Here is a 21,456-nt window from a genome sequence, read left to right on the forward strand (position 1 = left end):
ACTCGGCCGCTGGTCCAGGGGCTGGGCTATCGTGCCCGGGTGCCTGCGCCGTTCCGACCGTCCACGAGACGATCCTGGAGGCTGTTCCAGGCGTTCCGCGTCGAGCAGACCGATCCCGACCGGTTCTACGGGGCACTCGCCGCCGACTCCGTCTCGCACGTGGCCCACCACACCGACCTCGACGGTGCGTGGGTGCTGGACGTGGGAGGGGGGCCGGGCTACTTCGCGCGGGAGTTCCGGGCGGCCGGCGCCCGCTACACCCCCCTCGACGCGGATCTCGGAGAGCTCAGCGGACTCGGGGACCCGGAGCCGGGGACGGTGCTGGGCAGCGGCATGCAGCTGCCGTTCGCCGACGGCAGCTTCGACGTCACCTACTCCTCCAACGTGCTCGAGCACGTGCCGCAGCCCTGGCTCATGGCCGACGAGATGGTTCGTGTCACCCGGCCGGGTGGGCTGGTGTTCTGCTCCTACACGCTGTGGTGGGGGCCGTGGGGTGGTCACGAGACCGCACCGTGGCACTACCTCGGTGGTCGTCGCGCCGCCCGGCGCTACACGAGGCGGCACGGCCGGCCCCCGAAGAACGTCTTCGGCACCTCGCTGTTCGCGGTGACTGCCGCGGCCGGGCTGCGCTGGGCCCGGGGGCGTGACGACGTCGAGGTCGTGGCCCTCCAGCCCCGATACCTCCCGCGCTGGGCGTACGGGGTGCTGCGCGTCCCGCTGCTGCGTGAGGTCGTGACGTGGAACCTCGCGATCGTCCTGAGACGGCGATGACCACGCCACTCACCGCGGTCCAGCGGTGGCGCATGGTGGCCGTCTCGGCAGCGCTCGTCGCGCTGGCGTTCGTGCAGGCGCCGGACCGGATCGTCAACGACACCAAGATCGACCTCGCCCTGGCGCCCGGGCGCTTCCTCGAGCGGGCGCTGAGCCTGTGGGACCCGGCCGGCTCGTTCGGGCAGGTGCAGAACCAGGCGTACGGCTACCTGTTCCCGATGGGCCCGTTCTTCTGGGTCGGTGACCTGCTGGCGGTGCCACCCTGGGTCGTCCAGCGGGCCTGGTGGGCGCTGCTGCTGGTGCTGGGGTTCTGGGGCGTCGTCACGCTGGCGCGGGTGCTGGGCATCGGGACGCACGGGACCCAGATGCTCGGTGCCCTGGCCTACGTGCTGTCACCCCGCATCCTCACGGTCATCGGTCCGAGCTCGGTCGAGGTGTGGCCGATGGCGACCGCGCCCTGGGTCCTCGTGGCGCTCGCGATCGGGTTGACGCGTGGTGACCCACGTCGGTGGGCGGCGGCGGCGGCCCTCGCGGTCGCGGCGACCGGCGGGGTGAACGCCGCCGCGACGGCTGCCGTCCTGCCACTGGGCGTGCTGCTCGTCCTGCTGGCCGATCCGGGCCCACGCCGTCGGACGCTCATGCTGTGGTGGCCGGGGCTGACCATCGTGGCCACCGCGTGGTGGTGGATCCCGCTGCTCCTGCTCGGGCGGGTGAGTCCCCCCTTCCTGGACTTCATCGAGAGCACGACGACGACGACCTTCGCGGCTCACCCGTTCGACGCCTTGAGGGGCACGACCAACTGGTTGCCGTACCTCGACGGGACGCAGGTGGCCGGCAACGCGCTGGTCACCGAGCCGTTGCTCATCCTCAACGGCACCCTCGTCCTCGCGCTCGGTGTGTGGGGCCTTGCGCGTCGCGACGTGCCGCACCGCAGCTGGCTCGTCGGCGGGACCCTCCTCGGTCTGGTCCTCGTGACGGCGGGCCAGGCCGACGGCGGCTGGGGGAGCGGGACGGTGGCGCAGTGGCTCGACGGCTCGCTCGCCCCCCTGAGGAACACGCACAAGTTCGACCTGGTGCTCAGGATCCCGCTGGTCCTGGGGCTCGCGCACTTGGTCGCGCGGGTCCAGCCGGTCACGGTGCGCGGACTGCGCGTCTCCGGTGTCGCGGTGCTCGCGGTCGCCTCCCTGGCGTCGGCGACCACCCCGGCCTGGACGGCCGAGCTGCCACGCACCGGTGGCTTCGTCGCCGTGCCGGGCTACTGGGACGACGCGACGCGGTGGATGACGACCAACACGTCGGAGGAGAACACGCTGGTCCTTCCGGGATCGGCGTTCGGCGACTACTTGTGGGGCAGGCCGCGGGACGAGCTGGTGCAGGCGCTCGGCACGACGCCCTGGAGCCTGCGCAACGCGGTGCCGCTCGTGCCGCCCGGAGCCATCCGCTCGCTCGACGCGTTCGAGGAGGCCTTCGCCTCCGGGCGCGGTTCCCCGGCGCTCGCCGACCTGCTCCGACGCTCCGGCATCCGGTTCCTCCTCGTCCGCAACGACCTCGCCGAGACCGGCGCGACCGATCCGGAGCTGGTCTACTCCACGTTGTCCTCCACGCCGGGCGTGCAGCGACGGGCCGGGTTCGGACCCCGGATCGGCAGCCCCGCCAGCCAGGAGACCGACGACGGCGAGACGGTGTTCGTGAACGGGGGCCGCCAGGCACGCCACCGTGCCGTCGAGATCTTCGAGGTCGCCGAGACCTCGGCGTCGACGGCACGCAGCCAGCAGGTTGACGCGACACCCGTCGTGGTCGGGAGTCCTGCGGCACAGCTGCTGGGCCTGCTGCCCACGGGCGTCGACGTGCTGATGGCCCGCGACGTGCCCGACACCCTCACCCCACGCCAGGTGCTCCTGACCGACACGGACCGGCGGCAGGAGGTCGCGTTCGGTCGCGTCGTGGACAACCGGTCCGCCTCGCTGGCGCGAACCGATCCGTACCGGATCGAGCGGCCCGTGCACGACTACGTCACCCGGGGCGACGAGACCTGGCAGACCGTGCCCGAGCTCGAAGGGACCCAGGACGTCGCAGCCTCGTCCTCGGCGTCGGACGTCACCCAGGGTCGGATCGACCAGACGGCGGCTCCGTGGGCGGCGCTCGACGGGGACCCGAGCACGGCCTGGACCGCCGGCGACCTCGACGGGTGGCTGGAGGTGCGGTACGGACGTGCCGTCTCCACCGACGGCGCGACGGTCACCCTGCCGAGAGGGGCCGAGCCGAGGACGGTCGAGGTCCGCACCGACCGCGGCGTCCAGACGCTCAGGCTGCGGGCCGGACGTCCTGCCTCGATCGAGGCGGGGACCACGCGGACGCTGCGCGTCGGTCTGCCCCGTCCGGACCTCGACCCGCTGTCCCTCGCCGAGGTGGACGTGCCTCGCGCTCCGCTGGCGCGCCCCCTTCGGCTCCCCGAGCTGCCTGAGGCGTGGGGCACGCCCACGGACGTGGTGCTCACGGCCGACCCCGGCGAAGCCTCGTGCTGGCGCGTCGAAGGGGTCACGCGGTGCGTCCCGGGCCGCGACGGCCGCGGTGAGGACGCATCGTTGCTCGACCGCGTGGTGCCGATGCGGGCGGGAGCGGTGTTCGCCTCCGGGATGAGCGTGCTGCCCGTCGACGGCACGGACCTCCAGAGGCTCCTCGCCGGTCCGGTGGAGCCGACGACGACCTCGTCGGCCTCCTCGGACCCCGCGGCCGGACCGTTGGCGATGGTCGACGGAGATCCGCAGACCGGATGGGTGGCCTCGCTCGGCGACAGCGACCCGACGATCACCCTGCGTCTCGACGAGGACGCCGAGGTCTCGCGGATCAGGCTGCGCACCGATCCGACGCTGGCGGCGTCGGCGCCGCGGCGGGGCGTCGTCGAGCTGGACGACGGCACCCGGCAGCGCGTGCGGTTCGACATCGACGGCCTGGCCGAGCTCGAGCGCCCGGCCGACACACGACGGGTGAGGGTGACGGTCACCGACGTGTACGTCCGGTCCACCCTCGGCTTCGACGGATCGGGAAGCGGTCTGCCCGTCGGGGTCAGCGAGGTGTCGCTGCCCGGGAGCGGGGTCGATCCCGCGGAAGGAGCCGCCACCACGATCGACCTCCCGTGCGGCTCCGGTCCCGACCTCCAGGTGAACGATGCGCGGTACCCGACCTCCGTCCGCGGGTCGCGCGCCGCCGTCGCGGCGCGAGCCGAGCTCCCCGCCACGGTGTGCGAGGGCGGTGGCTCGATCGCGCTGCAGGAGGGTGACAACCGGATCGTGGTCCGGGGCAGCGAGGCCTTCCGACCCACCCTCCTGCGTCTGTCGCAGGGACCGCGCGCCGACGCCGCCGGCTCCGAGAGCGCCATCGGGCGCGACGGCAGCGGCACGCTGCGGGTCGACGACCTCGGTGAGGGCACGGAGCGCCTCGTCGCCGTCCCCCAGACGGCGAACCCGGGCTGGACGGCCGATGACGCCACGGCCGTGACCGTCAACGGCTGGATGCAGGGGTGGATCACGGACCGGGGAGACGTCCAGGCGTCGTTCGGCGCCGGTACGGTCTACCGCCTGGGTCTGGCCGTGGGAGCCGTGCTGGTGCTCGGCCTGGTCCTCTGGTGCTGGCGCTCGAGCCCCCGAGGCGTGCCGGGATCCGGTGCGCGACCGCGACGGCGCCTCCGCGCGACGGTCCTGGGCCTCGCGACCGTCGTGTCGGTCGGACTCCTCGGCGGATGGGCAGGGCTGGCCGTGGCCGCCGTCGGTGCCGTGGTGACCGGACTGCTGCGCGGGCGAGGCACCTGGGTCGCGCCCCTGGCGGTGACGGCGGCGGGGACGGGGTACGTGCTGGCGCCGTGGGGATCGGTGGGCGGGTGGGCCGGGGCCGAGGCGTGGCCTCAGCTCCTGGTGCTGCTGGCGCTGGGTGCGCTCGTGGGGGCCGTCGTGCCGCGTCCCCGGTCCTTGAGGCGCATCGCGGGCCTCTCCACCAGCCGGTAGGCGATCTCCGCTGCGACGACGCTGCCCAGGACCGTCAGGCCGAACAGGGTCCAGCCGTTGCCCTGGTACAGCGGCAGGTCGAGGGCAGCGGCCACGCCGTGCACGACCAGCAGGTGCAGGCAGAAGATGCCGTACGAGATGTGGCCCAGGTGTCGCAGTGGCCCCCAGGCCATCGCGCGGGCGTACCGGGTGTCGGCCGGACCGAGCACCGACGGCAGGACGACGAGCCCGGCCGCGACGGCGTACAGGACGCTCTTGACGACCGCCTGGCCCGCCGTCGGCTGCTCGAGCAGGGTCGGCCCCGCCAACGGCGTCGCCGAGACGGCGAAGGCGGCTGCGGCGAGGGTCCAGCAGACCCCGGGCTGGCCGGCGAGCCCCGCGAGACCGGCGAACCGAGGAGCAGCGCGGCGCTCGAGGTCCACCACCGCGAGCGCGAGTCCCACGGCGAACCAGCCGAGGAACGCCGGGAGCCAGAGGTTCGAGCCGTCCACGCGCGGAGCGACCAGGCCGAGCCAGCACCATGACGCGAGGCCCGCCCCGGCCAGCACCAGGAGCACGGTCCTCGGGTTCCAGCCACGACGGGCCGACCAGCGGTGCAGGGGCCACAGGAGCAGGGGCAGGGCGAGGTAGAACGCGACCTCGACGCAGAGGCTCCACATGTGCGTCAGGCCGGCCACGAGGTCGGACGGCGGGTACACCTGCGTGAGGGTGAGCTGGCGGATCCAGCTGCCCGGCCCGGCGCCGTCGTTCTCCGGCAGTGCGAGGAGTGCCACGACCACGGTGACGACGTACAGCGGGACGATCCGCAGGAAGCGTTTCCAGAGGTAGCGTCCCGCGCGCGGCGAGGCGGTCCCGTCGGCCATGGCAGCGAGGAACGGCTGGCCCAGGAGGAACCCCGAGAGCACGAAGAAGATGGCGACGCCGATGTCGAGGCGAGCCGTCATCGCGCCGAGCAGACCCTGGGGATAGAACCCTGCCCAGAAGCTGGTGTGGGTGGCCAGGACCGCGAGTGCCGCCAGGGCCCGGACGGTGTCGAGGCCCGGATAGGTCCGGCGCGTGGTCTCAGGCACCGGGCACCTCCAGGGGCTCGATGCCGCCGACCGACACGGTGTCGATGCACAGGGCAGCGGCCCCGTCGTTGCGGACGACGAGTGCCTCGTACGCACCCGTGGACGGCACGAAGGCCGTGTGGGCACCGCTCTCGAGTTCGATGTCCCGCACGGTCGTGCCGGCGGTGACCTGGGCGGAGAGGTCGCCGGCCGCCAGGTACCCGAAGGAGAGCGTGAACGGGAAGTCCAGCACCGGCGCCACCGGGATGCGAGCCGTCGCGCCGGGGCGCACGAGGTAGCCGCAGTCCTCCACGGGGCCGGGGACGTTGCGGGCCCCGCCGCCGACCTTGGCGTCCACGATCCGGCCGGAGAGGTCCACCATCTGCAGGTCGACCCCCTGGTCGACGAACTCCAGCCGGTTCCCGAGGGGGGCGAGCACCCGCGAGGTCAGGTTCTTCGGGAAGGCCGCCGACCAGAGCACGACGTCCGGCACACCGGTGTCGAGGACCTGCCGCGACGTCGTCGACGACGTCTGGGACTCGACCGTCGCCAGGTACGCCCGCTGCGGCATGGTGGCCTCCTCGTGCCACGGTCGCACGTAGAGCACGGAGCTGACCAGGCCCGAGACGAGCACCGCGGCGGCCGTCGCGACGACCCAGCGCCTGCGCAGCGGCGTGACGAGCACGGCGGGCTCCCGCGGTTCGAGCGACTGGTGCGCACCGACCACCGGCATGGTCGCGAGCCCCAGGCAGAGCGCGGCCACGGCTGCCAGGTCGGCGAAGTAGCGCAGCTCGAGCGCCGCGGACTCCGGACCGAAGGCCGTGGCGCGACCGACGGCGATGATCCCTGCACCGAGGACGGCGTAGCCGAGGACGATCAGGACCGGCCACCAGGCCCGACGACGGCGCAGGCCCTGCCAGACCGTGAGGCCCCCCAGCGCGAGCCAGGCCACCACGACCAGCAGCAGCGGGGTGTCGACGAACAGCCGGGGCCCCACCCCGCCCGGCTGGCCCAGGCTGGTCCACCACCAGGGTCCACCGAGCAACGCGGGCACCGCCGAGCGGACGAGGGACAGGTCGACCGTGTCGAAGACCACGGACGGAGTGGGGGCCGGCGAGCTGGGGGCCACGGTCAGGTAGATCCACAGGTAGACCACGGTCAGACCGCCGGTCACGACCCAGGCGTGCCAGTAGCGCCCCACCGTCTCGCGCAGTCGGGGGACGAGGCGCCGCTGCGACGCGAAGTAGCAGAACGTCACGACGAGCAGCAGCACCGGGATCAGGACCGACTTGGTGTAGCTCGCGTACCCAAGGACGAGGAAGGCGCCGGTGAGGACGGCTCGTGCCGGGGTGCGGTGCCGCAGGTAGCCGACGTGCGCCGCGACGGCACCCATCAGCGCGACCTGGTGGGGGAGCTGGTTGATGGCCGCGGCCCACCACACCGTCGTCGGGACGGTCGCGGGCGAGAACAGGTAGAGCGCGAGCGGGAGGAGGATCCCGGGCCGGTCGCCGAACACGGTGCGGAGCATCCACCAGCACGCCACGGCCGCCGCGAGCTGCAAGGCCAGGATCTGCACGACCGCGGCCCACCACGCGTAGGGACCGCTGTGCCCGACGAGTGTCGTGAGCCAGCGGCTGAAGGGCATGAAGTGGACGTTGTGCGGCTCCAGGAACCACCGCCCGCGGTCGGTCCCGGTGGCGGTGTCGCCGAGGAAGATGAAGTCGTCGGAGTAGAACCAGCTCCCGGTCACGGCCCAGAGCCGGAAGAGCAGCGCCGCGACCACGAGGGCGAGCGCACCGAGGACGACCCACTCCTCGCGGTCGAGCGGCCGGCGCCTCACGAGGAGGGCTCCTCGTCGCGTGGTGTCACGGAGCCGACGCGCACGTCGTCGACGCACACGCTGAGACCGGCCGAGGCGACCAGGCCGACCGTGCGGAAGTCGCCACCGCTCGCGAACAGCATGCTGTGCAGACCCCGGTCCACCTGGATCCGTCGGAACATGTCGCCGGCCGTCACGTCGACGAAGCCGTCGGCACTCGCCAGGTAGTCGATGCGCACCCACCACGGTCCGGCGACGACCTCGGTGACCGGGATGCCCGTGCGTGCCTGCTGCACGAGGTGTCCGCAGCCCTCGACGTCGCCGGGCGCGGCCCGCCCGGGGGCGTCGATGGTCGCCCGGCGGATCCGACCCTCGGCATCGAGCATCAGCAGGTCCGAGCCCTGGGTCGTGGTGCGCAGCCGGTCGCCGAGGGCGGCTAGCTTCCACGAGGGCAGGTTGTACGGCGGGGTCAGGGGGTTGGCGACGGTCACGGGAAGTGGGAGGTCGGCCACGGTCACGGGACCGTCCCGCTGGTCCAGGGACCGTTCCACGGCCGCGACGTAGGCCCGCTCGGGAAAGGCGCGGGGGTCGGCCTCGGCGTGCCAGGGGAGCGCGTAGGTGATGGTCGAGACCAACGAGCCGGCCACGAACACGGTGACCAGCATGATCACGCCGCTGCGCGGCAGGGGTACCAGGATGCGGGGGTCGGTTCGGCGCTCCGGGCCGGTGCGGGCGCCACGGATCGTCAGCAGGGCCGTCGCCAGGGCGAGGGCGCCGACGGCGGCGAGGTCGGCGAAGTAGCGCACCTCCCGCGCACCCACCTGGCTGCCGAAGGTCGCTGCCCGACCACCGAAGACCAGGCCGATCGAGGCCGCCGTGTAGGGCACGACGATCCACAGCGACAGCAGGGCGTTGCGGTGGCGTGCCCAGCGGTGCAGGACCAGCACGACCACGAGGACCCACGAGAGGGCGACGAGGGCCAGAGGAGCGGCGACGAGGGACTGCGGGGCGCCACCGACGATGAGGTCCGGCGTCCCGCGGTAGGCCAGGGGCACGCAGTCGGACGCAGCGATGAAGGGATCGATGCCCCCGGTCCACAGCCGCCACGACCACGGTCCGCCGACGAGGCCCGTGCCCACGGTCTCGAGCAGGGAGGTCTCCACGAGCTGCGGGGCCTCGCACGCCTGGTTCGGAGGGGCGGTCGTCTGCTGCGAGAACCACAGGACGACGTAGCCCGCGAGCATGACGCCCAGGCCGAGCCAGACCGGCCACTGGGTGGCCAGCTGGCGCAGGCGCGCGCGCCACGACCCGCTCGTGAACCACAGCAGCGAGATCCCGAGCAGCACGAAGCAGATGAGCGGTGCCTTCAGGTACGAGCCGAGCCCCAGGAGCGTGAAGGCGAAGGTGCCGACCAGCGGCAGGGGTCGGCGCCGACGCAACCAGGTCACGTGGCAGGCCACCGCGCCGAAGATCGCGATGTGGAACGTGTGCTGGTAGATCGCCACGGACCACCAGACGTCGCCCGGGACCGTGAACGGGCTGAACACGTAGAAGGCCAGGGGGAGGAGCAGGACCCGGTGGTCACCGAAGAGGACCCGCAGCATCGTCCAGCACGCCACCGAGGCCAGCGCCTGCAGCACGACGATGTGCAGGGCGTAGACCCACCAGGCGAAGCCGGCCTGGCCCACGAGCGCGACCATCGCGAAGGAGACGGGCTGGAGCAGGCTGAAGTGGCTCTGGAACAGCCACGCCCAGCCCACCTGACCCTGGAGGACGTCGGCGATGAAGATGTAGTCGTCCCACATGAACCAGCTGCGCGACGCCGCCCACCCGCGCACCAGGAGCGACGCGGCGATGAGGGCGAGCGCCAGAGCCGACGTCGTCCCCATCCGTGGGAGCCGACGGGCCATGCGACTGCGGGCCGGCCGGGAGGTCGCGATGCGTCGTCCGGCGCGGCGCAGGAGCCGGACGACCGGGTCCTGGTGGGTGCTCATCGGGCCACCACCCTCCCGTAGCGGATCCTGGTCACGCAGAGCTCGGTGCCCTCGCTCGCGCCCACCGTGATGGTCTGGCGTGGCGCGGGTGCGGCGGCCAGGAGCCGGTGACGGCCGGCCGGCGCGTCGATGCCGAGCCTGGTCACGCCGATGCCACCGACGGACAGCGTCCCGGAGTCCTGCGACCGGTAGTCGACGGCGACCCAGAGGCCCAGGGCGGCCGGCGGGACGATGCCGAAGGTGCGACCACCGGGTCCGACCGGGACGCACCGGTCGAGGGCAGGCTCGGGGAGGACGCCCTCGACCGGTGCGACGTCCGCCGCACGGAGCCGACCTGCATCGTCCAGCGTGCGCAGGTCGACGCCTGCGGAGTAGACCTCGAAGTGGTCCCGGAGGAGCGCGAAGTAGTTCGCGGTGAGGGACCGTTCGCCGAACAGTGGTGTGGCGATGCTCGGGGGGACGAGGGTGTCGGTCAGGCGGAGGTCGTCGCCGGCGCGGAGCGCCTCGACGGCCTGCCCGGTGGTGCGCCGCTCGGGGAAGTCGACGTAGCCCCGTGCGTAGGTCGTCGAGCTGAGGAGTCCGAGCCCCACCACGACGCACCCGAGACCGGCCAGGGCCCACCGGGGCGGTGCGATCCGCGCCAGGGGACGGTCACGGGCGACGGGCGGGTCGGCCACGCCCACCACCGGCCGGAACATCGCCGTCCCTGCGAGGAGCAGCAGGGGTGTGGCGTCGGAGAGGTACTGCACCTGGATGCCGACGCTGCCGCCGCCGAGCAGACCGATGGCGAAGGCTCGTCCCTCGTAGACCAGGACCGCCGAGGCCAGCAGGTACACCCCGACGGGCCACAGCACCAGGAGGGCTCGCCGACGGGTGCCCCACGCGTGCAGCAGCGCGACGGCCAGGACCACGGTGCAGGCCACGACCAGGGGGAGTGGTGGTGCGGCGAACTGCACCGGTCCCTCTCCGAAGGGCGTCCAGCGCACGGGCCCCCCGAGCACCGTGGGAATCGTGGACTCGAAGATCTGGGCCTGCACGAGCGTCAGGAACTGGCTGGGTCGACCGCCGAGACCCACCTGCGGACGGGTCAGGTAGATGCCGAGCCACGCGACGCTCAGGGCGCCGTAGACGACCCAGGCGGACCTGAACTGGTGCACGGCCGACCAGAAGCGGTCCCAGGGCGTGCCGCGCACGAGCCAGATGAGGGTCAGCAGCACGAGCGTGACCACGATCAGACCGGTCTTCGCGTAGGACAGGTAGCCCACCAGCAGGAAGAGGCCGGCGACGGCGACCCATCGCCGTCGCCGGGTGCGCGCGTAGAGCACGTGGGCCGCGATGGCACCGAAGAAGGCGATCTGGTGCGGGTACTGGTTAATCGCGACCGCCCACCAGAGCAGGGCCGGCATGGTGAGCGCGGTCGAGGCGTAGACAGCGAGCGCGACCACGGCGGTGCGGCCGGCCCCGAACACCGTGCGCAACATCCACCAGCAGGCGAGGGAGGCGAGAGCCTGGAGCGCGAGGATCTCGACGGCCACGGGCCACCAGCTGTACGGCTCGCTGACGCTCACCACCAGCTTCACCAGCAGGAACGAGAGGGGCATGAAGTGACCCTGGTGCAGGCGCAGGTACCAGTCGAGGTCGTCCTGGCCCCGAGCGATGTCGGCCATGAAGATGTGGTCGTCGAGCAGGAACCAGCTGCGCGAGACGTACACACCCCGCACGACCAGCTGCACGAGGATGATCAGGAGGGCCGCCGAGGTCACCGCGGAAGGCGGTCGGAGGCGCAGGGTCACAAGGGAGGATCCTGCCACGTGCCCGGGTCCGGCGCGGGCGGCGAGTCGTGACCCTACGGACTGGTAACGTGCCGCTGATCACAACGGCGGAGGGAGCCCCACTGTGGGAAAGAAGCTGGGACTGGTGGCGCTCGTACTGGGCGCCTTCCTGGTGGTACTGGCAGGTCTGAGCAAGTTCTACATGTACGACCGTCTCGCGGTCGTCCCTGACAACAACCAGACCACGAGCATCTCGCAGACCGCGGCCGGCGAGGACGCCGAGTACCTCGACGTGGGGGCCGAGGGGGGACCGGCCGTCGTGACGGGTCCGCTCAAGTCCACGCGCATCGTCGAGGGCAACGTCGAGCTGAGCGAGGAGGCCTCCGACCAGCTGAACCGCGACATCGCCGTGTGGGACACGTTCACGTGCACCGACACGCCCGACTTCGACTGCGGCAGCGGTGAGACCCCCCTGAGCAGCACGAGGGACACCGTCGCGTTCGACGCCCACACGGGCGAGACCGTCGACTGGGCCAAGACGCGCACCGAGTCCGGTGGCACCAAGACGCGTGGAGCCTTCAAGGGCCTCTACTTCAAGTTCCCCTTCGGGACCGAGAAGAAGGACTACATGTTCTGGGACGGCACCCTGAAGGAGGCCACGCCCGCGACGTACCAGGGCGAGACCACCATCAAGGGCCTCGACGTCTACGAGTTCGAGCAGGTCATCGAGCCGACGAAGACGGGGACCATCGCGGTCCCCGGCTCGCTCGTCGGCGAGGACCGGTCGACCGTGGTCGCCGACCGGATCTACGCCAACACGCGCACGTTCCTGGTGGAGCCCGTCACGGGCGTCATCATCCGCGGCGGGGAGTCGCAGGACGCGTACCTGGAGGTCGCCGGCGAGCGCAGGGCCACGACCACGGAGGCCACGCTCGGCTACACCGACGCCTACATCCAGGAGACGGTCGACGAGTACAAGGGCAAGGCCACGCTGCTGAAGGCCGTGAACTCGACCTTCCCGATCGTGGGTGGGCTCGTGGGACTGCTGCTGCTCGCCGTCGGCGTGGTCGTCCTGGCCCGCGGACGCCGGGAGAACGGCACGCACACCGCGTAGTCACGCCACCACCGCCTCCGGCGCGCCACCCTCACCGGTGGCGCGCCGGAGGCGTTCGTGCGCGACGGCGGCGGGGTCTCGGGACCGGTCGGACCATGCTCGATACGGTGAGGCCATGCCTGCTGCCGACGACCTCTGCCGCTTCGTGGACGCCTCGCCGTCGCCCTTCCATGCCGTGGCGACGGCGGCCGCGGCGCTCGACGCCGCAGGCTGGTCCCGCACGGACGAGCGCGATGCCTGGCCCGCCTCGGGCGGACGAGGCTACGTGGTGCGTGGCGGCTCCCTCGTGGCGTGGGACGACACCGCGGCGACCGGACCGGCCGACCCGTTCCGCATCGTCGGTGCCCACACCGACAGCCCGAACCTGCGCCTCAAGCAGCACCACGACCGGCGGTTCGAGGGCACCGACGTGCTCGCGCTCGAGCCGTACGGAGGACCGTTGCTCACGACGTGGCTCGACCGCGACCTCGGCATCGCCGGCCGGGTGGTGCTGCGCGACGGGTCCGAGCGGCTCGTCCACGTCGACGAGCCCGTGCTGCGCGTGCCGAACCTGGCCATCCATCTCGACCGCGACGCCGCCGGGGCGCCCGACCGCCAGCGTCACCTCGACGCGGTGTGGTCGCAGCGGGGCACGCCGTTCCTGGCCTGGCTGGGGGAGCGGCAGGGTTTCGCGGCCGAGGACGTCCTCGGCCACGAGCTCATGACGACCGACGTGGTGCCGAGCGGGCGCGTCGGGGCCGACGGCTGGCTGGTCGCTGCCCCGCGGCTGGACAACCAGGCCACCTGCTTCGCCGGGCTCGCGGCGTTCCTGGCCTCGGCCACCTCGGGTTCCGGGCCGGTTCCGGGCCGGCGCTCGGTGCTCGTGCTGTTCGACCACGAGGAGGTCGGCAGCTCCTCGGAGCGGGGGGCGGCCTCCGACCTGCTGCTCACCGTGCTCGAGCGCATCGTGCTGGCCGCCGGAGGAGCGCGCGACGACCTGCACCGCGCCGTGGCCGGGTCGATCTGCGCGTCCGGCGACATGGCGCACGCCACGCATCCCAACCACGCCGAGCGCCACGAGCCGCTGCACCACGTCGTGCTCGGGGGAGGGCCCGTGCTCAAGGTCAACCAGAACCTGCGCTACGCGACCGACGCCGTCGGCGCGGCGGTGTTCGCGCGAGCCTGCGAGAGCGTCGGCGTCCCGCTGCAGCGGTACGTCCACCGGGCCGACCTGCCGTGCGGGTCCACGATCGGACCCATCAGCGCCGCCCGGACCGGCATCACCACCGTGGACTTCGGAGCGCCCCAGCTGGCCATGCACTCCGCGCGGGAGACGATGGCCGCCGCCGACGTCGAGCACTACGTGAAGGCCCTCACGGCCTTCTTCGAGCTCGCCGACTGACGGTCCGGCCGGCTCGCGACCGGCCTGGGCGTCTCAGGGGCCCCGCCACCCCGGAGCCGAGGAAGATCGCGTACCCTGAGAGATGCGCTGGTGACCTGTGCGTTCCTCGGGACGACCAGGAGCGTCCTCGGCATGTCCGTCCTGCGGACTCCGTGGCGCCGTCCACCGGCCGTTCCCGACATCATCCATCCATCGGAGTCCATCTACCTATGAGCATCGCTCCCTCTGCGGCACCGCAGGTTGCGGTCAACGACATCGGCAGCGAGGCCGACTTCCTCGCCGCCATCGACTCGACCATCAAGTACTTCAACGACGGCGACATCGTCGACGGCACCATCGTCAAGGTGGACCGTGACGAGGTCCTCCTCGACATCGGCTACAAGACCGAGGGCGTCATCCCCTCGCGCGAGCTGAGCATCAAGCACGACGTCGACCCGAACGAGGTCGTCAGCGTCGGCGACAGCGTCGAGGCCCTCGTCCTCCAGAAGGAGGACAAGGAAGGCCGTCTGATCCTGTCCAAGAAGCGTGCTCAGTACGAGCGTGCCTGGGGCGACATCGAGAAGATCAAGGCCGAGGAAGGCGTCGTCGAGGGCACCGTCATCGAGGTCGTCAAGGGCGGCCTCATCATGGACATCGGACTCCGTGGCTTCCTGCCCGCCTCGCTCGTGGAGATGCGTCGCGTCCGCGACCTCGACCCGTACATCGGCCAGAAGCTCGAGGCGAAGATCATCGAGCTCGACAAGAACCGCAACAACGTGGTCCTGTCGCGCCGTGCCTGGCTCGAGCAGACCCAGTCGGCCGTGCGCCAGAAGTTCCTCGACGAGCTCAAGAAGGGGCAGGTCCGCAAGGGCGTCATCTCCTCCATCGTCAACTTCGGTGCGTTCGTCGACCTCGGCGGCGTCGACGGTCTCGTCCACGTCTCCGAGCTGTCCTGGAAGCACATCGACCACCCGAACGAGGTCGTCCAGGTCGGCGACGAGGTCACCGTCGAGGTCCTCGACGTCGACCTCGAGCGCGAGCGCGTGTCGCTGTCGCTCAAGGCGACGCAGGAGGATCCGTGGCAGCAGTTCGCCCGGACCCACCAGATCGGTCAGATCGTGCCCGGCAAGGCCACCAAGCTCGTCCCCTTCGGCGCGTTCGTGCGTGTCGAGGAGGGCATCGAGGGCCTCGTGCACATCTCCGAGCTGGCCGAGCGTCACGTCGAGATCCCCGAGCAGGTCGTGCAGATCGGCGACTCGGTCATGGTCAAGATCATCGACATCGACCTCGAGCGTCGTCGCATCTCGCTCTCGCTCAAGCAGGCGAACGAGACGCAGGCGGCCGAGGGCGACGACTTCGACCCGACGCTGTACGGCATGACCTCCTCGTACGACGAGCAGGGCAACTACATCTACCCCGACGGCTTCGACCCGGAGACCGGCGAGTGGCAGGAGGGCTTCGACGAGGCCCGCGCCGCGTGGGAGAAGCAGTACGCCGAGGCTCACGAGCGCTGGGAGGCGCACAAGAAGCAGATCGAGGAGGCCGAGAAGGCCAACGTCGAGGCCGGCGAGGTCAGCAACTACTCCGCCGGTGGCGAGGTCGAGACGACCGAGGGCTCCCTCGCGTCCGACGAGGCCCTGCAGGCCCTGCGCGAGAAGCTGACCGGCGGCGAGTGATCCACACTCCCACCGCACGACGCTGATCCAGCACACGAGACCCCCCGACCGTCAGGTCGGGGGGTCTCGTCGTGTCCGGGGGTGTGGCGGGGTCACCGGACGGTCAGGTGCTGGCCGCTCGGGTGGCCGGGCTCGAACGCGTCCTGGTGGTGGCTGCGGGGCGGGGGGCGTGTGCCGTAGCCGTCGAAGGACACGAGGACGGCGAGGGTGATGACGAGGGCGGACAAGGCGAGGAGGAGCAGGAGGATGATCATGGCAGCAATTCTCGTCCTGTGGAGATCCTGCCGACAGTGGCAGATCCGACAGGGTCCATGGATTATCTGCCAGACGTCTGCCATGCTCGGATCATGAAGAAGGTCGCCGTGGTCGTGCAGGACGGGGTCGAGGCCTTCGGGCTGGGCGCGATCTGCGAGGTGTGGAACGAGCCCTACCACCCCGACGACGACAACCCCGTGTTCGAGTTCTCGATCTGCACCCCCACGCCCGGGCGCGTCCGGGGCTCGAGCGTCGACCTGTTCGTGGAGCGTTCGCTCGAGGCGACCGCCGATGCCGACCTCGTGTGCATCGCGCCGAAGCGCGGGCACCGCGACCACGACCCGGCAGCGGTCGAGGCCGTACGTGCGGCGGCCGATCGCGGCGCCTACGTCTCGGCGCACTGCACGGGTGCCTGGCTGCTGGGGGAGGCCGGCCTGCTCGACGGCCGCGAGTGCACCACCCACTGGCGCTACGGCGACGAGCTGCAGGAGGCCTTCCCCGAGGCCGTCGTGCGCCCCGAGGTGCTGTACGTGCTCGACGGCAACGTGCTCACGGGCGCGGGTTCGGCGGCCGGCATCGACGCCTCGCTGTACCTCCTGCGGCGGGTCTTCGGCGCTCGGACGGCCGCCACCACCGCGCGCCGCATCGTGATGCCGCCGCACCGCAGCGGCGGGCAGGCGCAGTTCGTGCGCACGCCCGTCGGACAGGTCGAGGCCGAGACCCTGTCGCCGTTGCTGGCGTGGGCACTGGAGCACATCGACGAGGCGCTGCCGGTCGACCGGCTGGCGGCCCAGGCCCACATGTCGGCCCGCACCTTCGCCCGACGGTTCCGCGACGAGACCGGGACCACTCCGCTGCAGTGGCTGACCAGCCAGCGGATCGCGCTGGCCGAGGAGCTGCTCGAGGGCTCGTCGTTGTCCGTCGAGCAGATCGCGACCCGCGTCGGGTTCGGCAACGCGGCCACGCTGCGCCACCACTTCACGCAAGCCGTCGGCACCACGCCGCAGGAGTTCCGCCGCACCTTCACCTGCCTCGAGGCCGGCTGAGCCTCAGGGCCCCCCTGCGGCCTCGCTCACAGCTCCGTGCGGCGCACCTTGCCCGTGGCCGTGCGGGGGAGCGCGTCGAGCCGCTCGTACTCCTTCGGGCGCTTCGGGGGAGCGAGCCGCTCCGTCGCGCGCCCGCGCAGGACGTCCTCGTCCACGTCGCCGACGTAGGCCGCCACCACCCGCTGTCCCCACCGGTCGTCGGGTCGTCCGAACACGGCCACCTCGACCACGCCGGGGACGTCCTCCAGCGCGGCCTCGACCTCGGCCGGGTAGACGTTCACGCCACCGCTGATCACGAGGTCGCTGCGCCGGGCGTCGAGGTGCACGTAGCCGTCCTCCACCCGCCCGAGGTCGCCGACGGTGAACGCCGGCCCCGCGGCCGTCTCGCGCCACGCGTCGGCCGTCTTGTCGTCGTCGCGCCAGTAGGTGAAGCGTCCCCACGGCGGGACGACGCACCAGAGCAGGCCCTCGTCGTCGACCGTCACGACCCGTCCCGGCCGCGCACGACCGACCGTGCCGGGGTGCTCGCGCCACTCCTGCGCACGGCAGGCGGTCCACTGTCCCTCGGTCGATCCGTAGAACTCCCAGACCGCGTCGACGCCGAAGCGGTCGTGCGCCCACCGGCGGACCGGCTCGGGGCAGGGGGCCCCGGCGTGTGCGACGAGGCGGAACGAGGAGAGGTCGGGGTGGCCGCCGGTGTGGTCGAGGTGCTGCCGCAACCGCTGCAGGTGCGCCGGGACGCAGAACATCGTCGTCGGGCGCACCGTCTCGACGGCGTCGAGGAACGCGGCGGGCTCGAAGCGCGGCAGCACCGCGATGCCGCCCCCGGCCAGCAGGGTCCCGGTGGCGAAGCGCAGGGGAGCGGAGTGGTAGATCGGCGACACCACGAGGTCGACGTCGGTGGCGCAGAACCCCCACAGCTCGCGCTCCTCGGCCACCAGCTGGGCCGCGTCGCCCGCGTCGAGCAGGCCCGACCACACGCCCTTGGGTCGGCCGGTCGTGCCCGACGTGAAGTGCATGGGCCGACAGCGCGGGGCGGCGTCGAGCTCCGTCGGTTCGCCGTCGAGCAGGGCGTGCAGCTCGTCGGCGCTCTCCACGACCAGCGCGGCATCGAGGTCGTCGAGGATGCGCGACCGCTCCCACGGGGTGAGTCGCGGGTCGAGCGGCACCGGCACGACGCCGCTCCGGCAGGCTCCGAGCACGACGCTCGCGTAGTCCGGCTCGCCAGGGCAGAGCAGCACCAGGCGGTCACCCTCGCGCAGCCCACGCGCCCGGAGCGCGCCGGCCACGCGGGCCTGGTCGTGCCGGCTCCGCTCGGCCGTCAGCACCTCCACGTCGCTCTCCCTTCGTGAGAGGTCGGTCACAGCCCCCGCGGGGCGACGGGTGTGGATCGTCACGAGTGCGTGAACTCAGGCACAAAGTATGCTTCAGTGGTTGATCGGTCTTGTCCCCCCTCCGTCTGAAGGTGATCGTCTGTGGCTTCTTCGCGCCACAAGCACGCCGTCCCGCGGCGTGCCGGACGCGGAACCACGTCCCCCGCTCCCCGCTCCACCGCCCCCGCTCGACACAGCAGCCGGCACTCGGCGCCGTCCCCCTGGCGCCGTCAGGTCATCAAGGTCGCCATGCCCACCGTCGGCGCCCTTGCGGTGCTCGGTGCCGCGGTCGCCGTAGTGTCCTCCGACGCCGAGGTCGCGCCGGCCTCGGCCAGCGTCGCCGCCCCGGCCGACGACATCATCACCGAGGCGCTCGCCGACACCCCCGAGGTCAACCGCAGCGCCGAGCGTCCCGAGCTGCCCGACGAGGACACGGTCGCGGTCGACGTGACCGGCCAGAAGGTCGCCCTCGAGGACGGCGTGACGATCCACGCCGACGCCGACGCCGCCTCGCCGGTCCTGAAGGAGCTGGAGCAGGGCGAGACGGTCGACGTCACGGGCGAGGAGAAGGACGGCTGGAGCGAGGTCGTCTACAAGGGGCTTCCGCGCTGGGTCAGCACGAAGAAGATCGCCGACGACCTCCCGCTCGGCACCGAGCCGTGCCCCAAGCTCTCCGAGAGCGGCATGCAGCCCGACACCGTCAAGGTCTTCCGGGCCGTGTGCGCGAAGTTCCCCGGGGTCTCGTCCTACGGCGCCATCGCCGGCCGCGGTGAGCACGCTACTGGGCGCGCGCTGGACATCATGCTCGGGCCTGACCTCGGCTACGACGTCGCCGACTTCCTGCAGGCGAACCGTGCCGAGCTCGGCATCGAGTACCTCATCTACCGTCAGCGCATCTGGCGTCCGGCGACGTCCAACAGCTGGCGCGGCATGAGCGACCGAGGCAGCGACACGGCCAACCACATGGACCACGTGCACGTCACCACCTACGGCAACGCCGCCACCGGCTGAGCCGGCCGATCAGCTGGGCCGCGACGTCGACAGCTCGTCGATGATGCGGCTCCAGCGCTCGACGTACTCGTCCTGGGAGAAGCGGGCCGCGCCGGCGACACAGCGACGACGCGTTCGCCGCGATCGCCAACGACGTTCGCGCACGACACGCGTCATCGCCTCGGCGAAAGCGGCGACGTCTCCGGGCTCGACCAGGAGTCCGGTGCGCCCGTGCTCGATGATGTCCGACGGTCCGTACCGGACGTCGTAGGAGACGACGGGGACTCCTGCAGCCAGGGACTCCAGCACGGACAGCCCGAATCCTTCCATCGCTGATGAGCAGACCGTGGCGACGGCACCGGAGAGGAGTGTCGCTGGGTCCTCCACGTAGCCGGGGAAGCTGACAGCCGGGCCGAGGTGCAGGTCGGTCGCGTGGCGCTCGAGATCGTTCTGGAGATCTCCTGTGCCCGCGATGACCAGCCGCGCCTGCGGGTGTCGCTCGAGGACGACGGCGAAGGCCTCGAGCACGTGGTCGAGCTGCTTGACCGCGACGAGACGTGTCGCGACGACGAACGTGGGGGGCCGTCGGCGAGGATGTCGCCGTGGCGGGGACGCTTCGATGGCATGAGGCACCACCCGTAGGTGTGGGCGCGGCCCGAAGTGCGCCTCGATGTCGCGGCGTTGGCGCTCGGTCAGCACGACGATGCGGTCGAACTCGTCGGCGGTCTCGAGGGCACGGCCGTTGTAGGGCGTCACGGCCGCGACGTCGTCGACATCGGGGGAGAGGTGGGAGCTGTGGATGACGAGGACGGACGGCACCGTCCCGGCGGCGGCCCGCGTCGCCAGCAGGTCGTCGCTGCGTCGGTCGTCGCAGATGACGACGGACGGAACCTGCGCGTCGAGGGCGGCGATCCAGCGTGAGGCTAGCTCCTGCCAGGTGACCTCGTCCTGGCCCGGACGGCGTGCCGTCACGACGCGGCCGTGTCGGTGCAGGACGAGGAAGACGTGACCGGACGGCGCCAGGTAGGTCTCCGTCGTCGAACGGTCCTCGGCGACCTCCGTGACGACCCTCGGTCGGCTCTGGCGGTCATAGTGTTCCCGTCGCACGAGGACACCGTCGCGATGGTGCTCGACCAGGTGCAGGCTCGTGTCCTTGCGTCGTCGCACCACCAGCTCCAGGCCGGGCGGGCAGGACGGCTCGTGGGCTGGGGGCACGGGAGGCTCCACGACGTAGAGCGGCTCACCGGCGAGGTCCTCGAAGAGGTTGAGGTGCTCGACCGCAGACGGGAGGTCGACCCGGCTCCTCCACTGCCGCAGGATCTCCTCGTAGCCGATCTTGTGGTCGAGGGTGACGATCGCCACCGGGAGACCGGTCCGTGCCAGCGCAGACGCGCGTGCGAAGGTCGCACGCGTCCGCCCCCCCGCGGAGGTGGAGAAGGTCCTGCAGAGCATCAGGATCCGTGGACCGGATCGTTGCCCCATGGTCGGTCCTCCTGCGCTGCGGATACAGTCGGTTCACCGTAGCGGTTGGAGGATGTCGCATGCAGGTAGGGCTCACGGGTGGAATCGGGTCCGGCAAGAGCACCGTCAGTGCCCGCCTGGTTGCGCTCGGTGCCGTGGTCATCGACTACGACGTGCTGGCGCGTGAGGCGGTCGAGCCGGGCACCCCGGGCCTGGAGGCCATCCGCGCGCGCTTCGGCGACGCCGTGATCGCCCCCGACGGGACGCTCGACCGGCCCGCCCTGGGCTCGGTCGTCTTCGCCGACGAGCAGGCCCGGCGCGACCTCGAGGCCATCACGCACCCCGCCATCCGCGAGCTCGCCGCCGTGCGGGTCGCCCAGGCTCCCGCAGGGGCCGTCGTGGTGCACGACCACCCCCTGCTCGTGGAGATGGGGATGGCCGGGCCGTGCGACACGGTGGTCGTGGTCGACGTCCCGACCGACGTCCAGGTCGAGCGGCTCGTCGAGCAGCGCGGGATGACCGAGGCCGACGCCCGGGCCCGTCTGGCTGCTCAGACGTCGCGCGAGGACCGCCTCGCCGTCGCGGACGAGGTGCTCGACAACAGCGGGACCCGCGAGCAGCTGCTCGACGCCGTCGACGCCCTCTGGGACCGCCTCACCGGCTGACCGACGTCCGGGGACGGTGTGAGGCTCACGCCCGTCGGAGATTCCCAGGTCGACCTGGGCGGATTCGTGTCGTGGGTGCAACGGGTTGGTCTCAGGCGCCGAGGATGAGT

The 21,456-nt window shown here is 72.0% G+C and carries 15 protein-coding genes; 8 read left to right on the forward strand and 7 right to left on the reverse strand.

Going from position 1 to position 21,456, the window contains the following annotated elements; all coding sequences use genetic code 11:
* The first annotated feature begins 39 nt into the window (after positions 1 to 39).
* The gene (locus NUV38_RS03135; protein WP_257727707.1) at positions 40 to 771 is read left to right on the forward strand and encodes a class I SAM-dependent methyltransferase; all 732 of its coding nucleotides are present in this window, start codon (positions 40 to 42) and stop codon (positions 769 to 771) included.
* On the forward strand, positions 768 to 4,772 hold the full coding sequence (locus tag NUV38_RS03140) for an alpha-(1->3)-arabinofuranosyltransferase (RefSeq protein WP_257727708.1): 4,005 nt from the start codon (positions 768 to 770) through the stop codon (positions 4,770 to 4,772). The genes NUV38_RS03135 and NUV38_RS03140 overlap by 4 nt, the downstream gene beginning before the upstream one ends.
* Here NUV38_RS03140 and NUV38_RS03145 read toward each other — a convergent pair.
* Genes NUV38_RS03145 through NUV38_RS03160 form a run of 4 tightly spaced genes read right to left on the reverse strand, consistent with a single transcriptional unit; the run spans position 4,673 to position 11,427 of the window.
* Positions 4,673 to 5,842: an acyltransferase gene (locus NUV38_RS03145; protein WP_257727709.1), complete on the reverse strand. Its 1,170-nt coding sequence runs from the start codon at positions 5,840 to 5,842 to the stop codon at positions 4,673 to 4,675. The two genes, NUV38_RS03140 and NUV38_RS03145, sit on opposite strands and share 100 nt — an antisense overlap.
* Positions 5,835 to 7,661, reverse strand: a complete 1,827-nt coding sequence (locus NUV38_RS03150; RefSeq protein ID WP_257727710.1) for a hypothetical protein — start codon at positions 7,659 to 7,661, stop codon at positions 5,835 to 5,837. The genes NUV38_RS03145 and NUV38_RS03150 overlap by 8 nt, the downstream gene beginning before the upstream one ends.
* Positions 7,658 to 9,634 (reverse strand): hypothetical protein, encoded by a 1,977-nt coding sequence (locus NUV38_RS03155; protein WP_257727711.1) that lies wholly within the window; start codon positions 9,632 to 9,634, stop codon positions 7,658 to 7,660. The genes NUV38_RS03150 and NUV38_RS03155 overlap by 4 nt, the downstream gene beginning before the upstream one ends.
* Positions 9,631 to 11,427 carry a hypothetical protein gene (locus NUV38_RS03160; RefSeq protein ID WP_257727712.1) on the reverse strand — a complete coding sequence of 599 codons (1,797 nt, stop codon included), beginning with the start codon at positions 11,425 to 11,427 and terminating at the stop codon, positions 9,631 to 9,633. The genes NUV38_RS03155 and NUV38_RS03160 overlap by 4 nt, the downstream gene beginning before the upstream one ends.
* Before the next feature lie 124 nt (positions 11,428 to 11,551).
* Between NUV38_RS03160 and NUV38_RS03165 the strand changes: the two genes are divergently transcribed.
* The 3 genes from NUV38_RS03165 to rpsA all read left to right on the forward strand — a co-directional run bounded on the left by NUV38_RS03165 (position 11,552) and on the right by rpsA (position 15,556).
* Positions 11,552 to 12,520 (forward strand): DUF3068 domain-containing protein, encoded by a 969-nt coding sequence (locus tag NUV38_RS03165; protein WP_257727713.1) that lies wholly within the window; start codon positions 11,552 to 11,554, stop codon positions 12,518 to 12,520.
* 115 nt (positions 12,521 to 12,635) lie between these two features.
* The gene (locus tag NUV38_RS03170; protein ID WP_257727714.1) at positions 12,636 to 13,901 is read left to right on the forward strand and encodes a M18 family aminopeptidase; all 1,266 of its coding nucleotides are present in this window, start codon (positions 12,636 to 12,638) and stop codon (positions 13,899 to 13,901) included.
* A gap of 209 nt (positions 13,902 to 14,110) precedes the next feature.
* Complete coding sequence (gene rpsA, locus NUV38_RS03175; RefSeq protein WP_055965904.1) at positions 14,111 to 15,556, forward strand: 30S ribosomal protein S1; 1,446 nt, start codon at positions 14,111 to 14,113, stop codon at positions 15,554 to 15,556.
* A 92-nt stretch (positions 15,557 to 15,648) separates the two neighbouring features.
* Here the strand turns inward: rpsA and NUV38_RS03180 are convergent, their stop codons facing one another.
* A complete protein-coding gene (locus tag NUV38_RS03180) occupies positions 15,649 to 15,810 on the reverse strand; it encodes a hypothetical protein (RefSeq protein WP_257727715.1) in 162 nt (53 codons plus the stop codon).
* Between the two features lie 93 nt (positions 15,811 to 15,903).
* On the opposite strand from NUV38_RS03180, the gene NUV38_RS03185 reads away from it, so the two are divergent.
* Positions 15,904 to 16,857 (forward strand): GlxA family transcriptional regulator, encoded by a 954-nt coding sequence (locus NUV38_RS03185; protein ID WP_257727716.1) that lies wholly within the window; start codon positions 15,904 to 15,906, stop codon positions 16,855 to 16,857.
* Between the two features lie 26 nt (positions 16,858 to 16,883).
* Here NUV38_RS03185 and NUV38_RS03190 read toward each other — a convergent pair whose 3' ends face one another.
* Positions 16,884 to 18,191, reverse strand: coding sequence for a class I adenylate-forming enzyme family protein (locus NUV38_RS03190; protein WP_257727717.1), 1,308 nt, complete (start codon positions 18,189 to 18,191; stop codon positions 16,884 to 16,886).
* Between the two features lie 288 nt (positions 18,192 to 18,479).
* Between NUV38_RS03190 and NUV38_RS03195 the strand changes: the two genes are divergently transcribed.
* Positions 18,480 to 19,241, forward strand: a complete 762-nt coding sequence (locus NUV38_RS03195; RefSeq protein WP_257727718.1) for an SH3 domain-containing protein — start codon at positions 18,480 to 18,482, stop codon at positions 19,239 to 19,241.
* Between the two features lie 9 nt (positions 19,242 to 19,250).
* Here NUV38_RS03195 and NUV38_RS03200 read toward each other — a convergent pair whose 3' ends face one another.
* Positions 19,251 to 20,582 (reverse strand): glycosyltransferase, encoded by a 1,332-nt coding sequence (locus NUV38_RS03200; protein WP_257727719.1) that lies wholly within the window; start codon positions 20,580 to 20,582, stop codon positions 19,251 to 19,253.
* Positions 20,583 to 20,761: 179 nt separating this feature from the next.
* Here NUV38_RS03200 and coaE point away from each other — a divergent pair, with 179 nt between their 5' ends.
* Positions 20,762 to 21,346: a dephospho-CoA kinase gene (gene coaE / locus NUV38_RS03205; RefSeq protein WP_257727720.1), complete on the forward strand. Its 585-nt coding sequence runs from the start codon at positions 20,762 to 20,764 to the stop codon at positions 21,344 to 21,346.
* Positions 21,347 to 21,456: the final 110 nt, after the last annotated feature.

The organism is Aeromicrobium sp. 50.2.37 (assembly GCF_024655735.1).
Taxonomy (GTDB): domain Bacteria; phylum Actinomycetota; class Actinomycetes; order Propionibacteriales; family Nocardioidaceae; genus Aeromicrobium.

Excerpts from the sequence above, each read along its gene's own strand:
- rpsA (WP_055965904.1), top strand. The coding sequence starts at position 14,111 with ATGAGCATCGCTCCCTCTGCGGCACCGCAGGTTGCGGTCAACGACATC.
- NUV38_RS03195 (WP_257727718.1), top strand. The coding sequence starts at position 18,480 with ATGCCCACCGTCGGCGCCCTTGCGGTGCTCGGTGCCGCGGTCGCCGTA.
- NUV38_RS03180 (WP_257727715.1), bottom strand. The coding sequence starts at position 15,810 with ATGATCATCCTCCTGCTCCTCCTCGCCTTGTCCGCCCTCGTCATCACC.
- NUV38_RS03155 (WP_257727711.1), bottom strand. The coding sequence starts at position 9,634 with ATGAGCACCCACCAGGACCCGGTCGTCCGGCTCCTGCGCCGCGCCGGA.
- NUV38_RS03140 (WP_257727708.1), top strand. The coding sequence starts at position 768 with ATGACCACGCCACTCACCGCGGTCCAGCGGTGGCGCATGGTGGCCGTC.
- NUV38_RS03170 (WP_257727714.1), top strand. The coding sequence starts at position 12,636 with ATGCCTGCTGCCGACGACCTCTGCCGCTTCGTGGACGCCTCGCCGTCG.
- NUV38_RS03185 (WP_257727716.1), top strand. The coding sequence starts at position 15,904 with ATGAAGAAGGTCGCCGTGGTCGTGCAGGACGGGGTCGAGGCCTTCGGG.
- coaE (WP_257727720.1), top strand. The coding sequence starts at position 20,762 with ATGCAGGTAGGGCTCACGGGTGGAATCGGGTCCGGCAAGAGCACCGTC.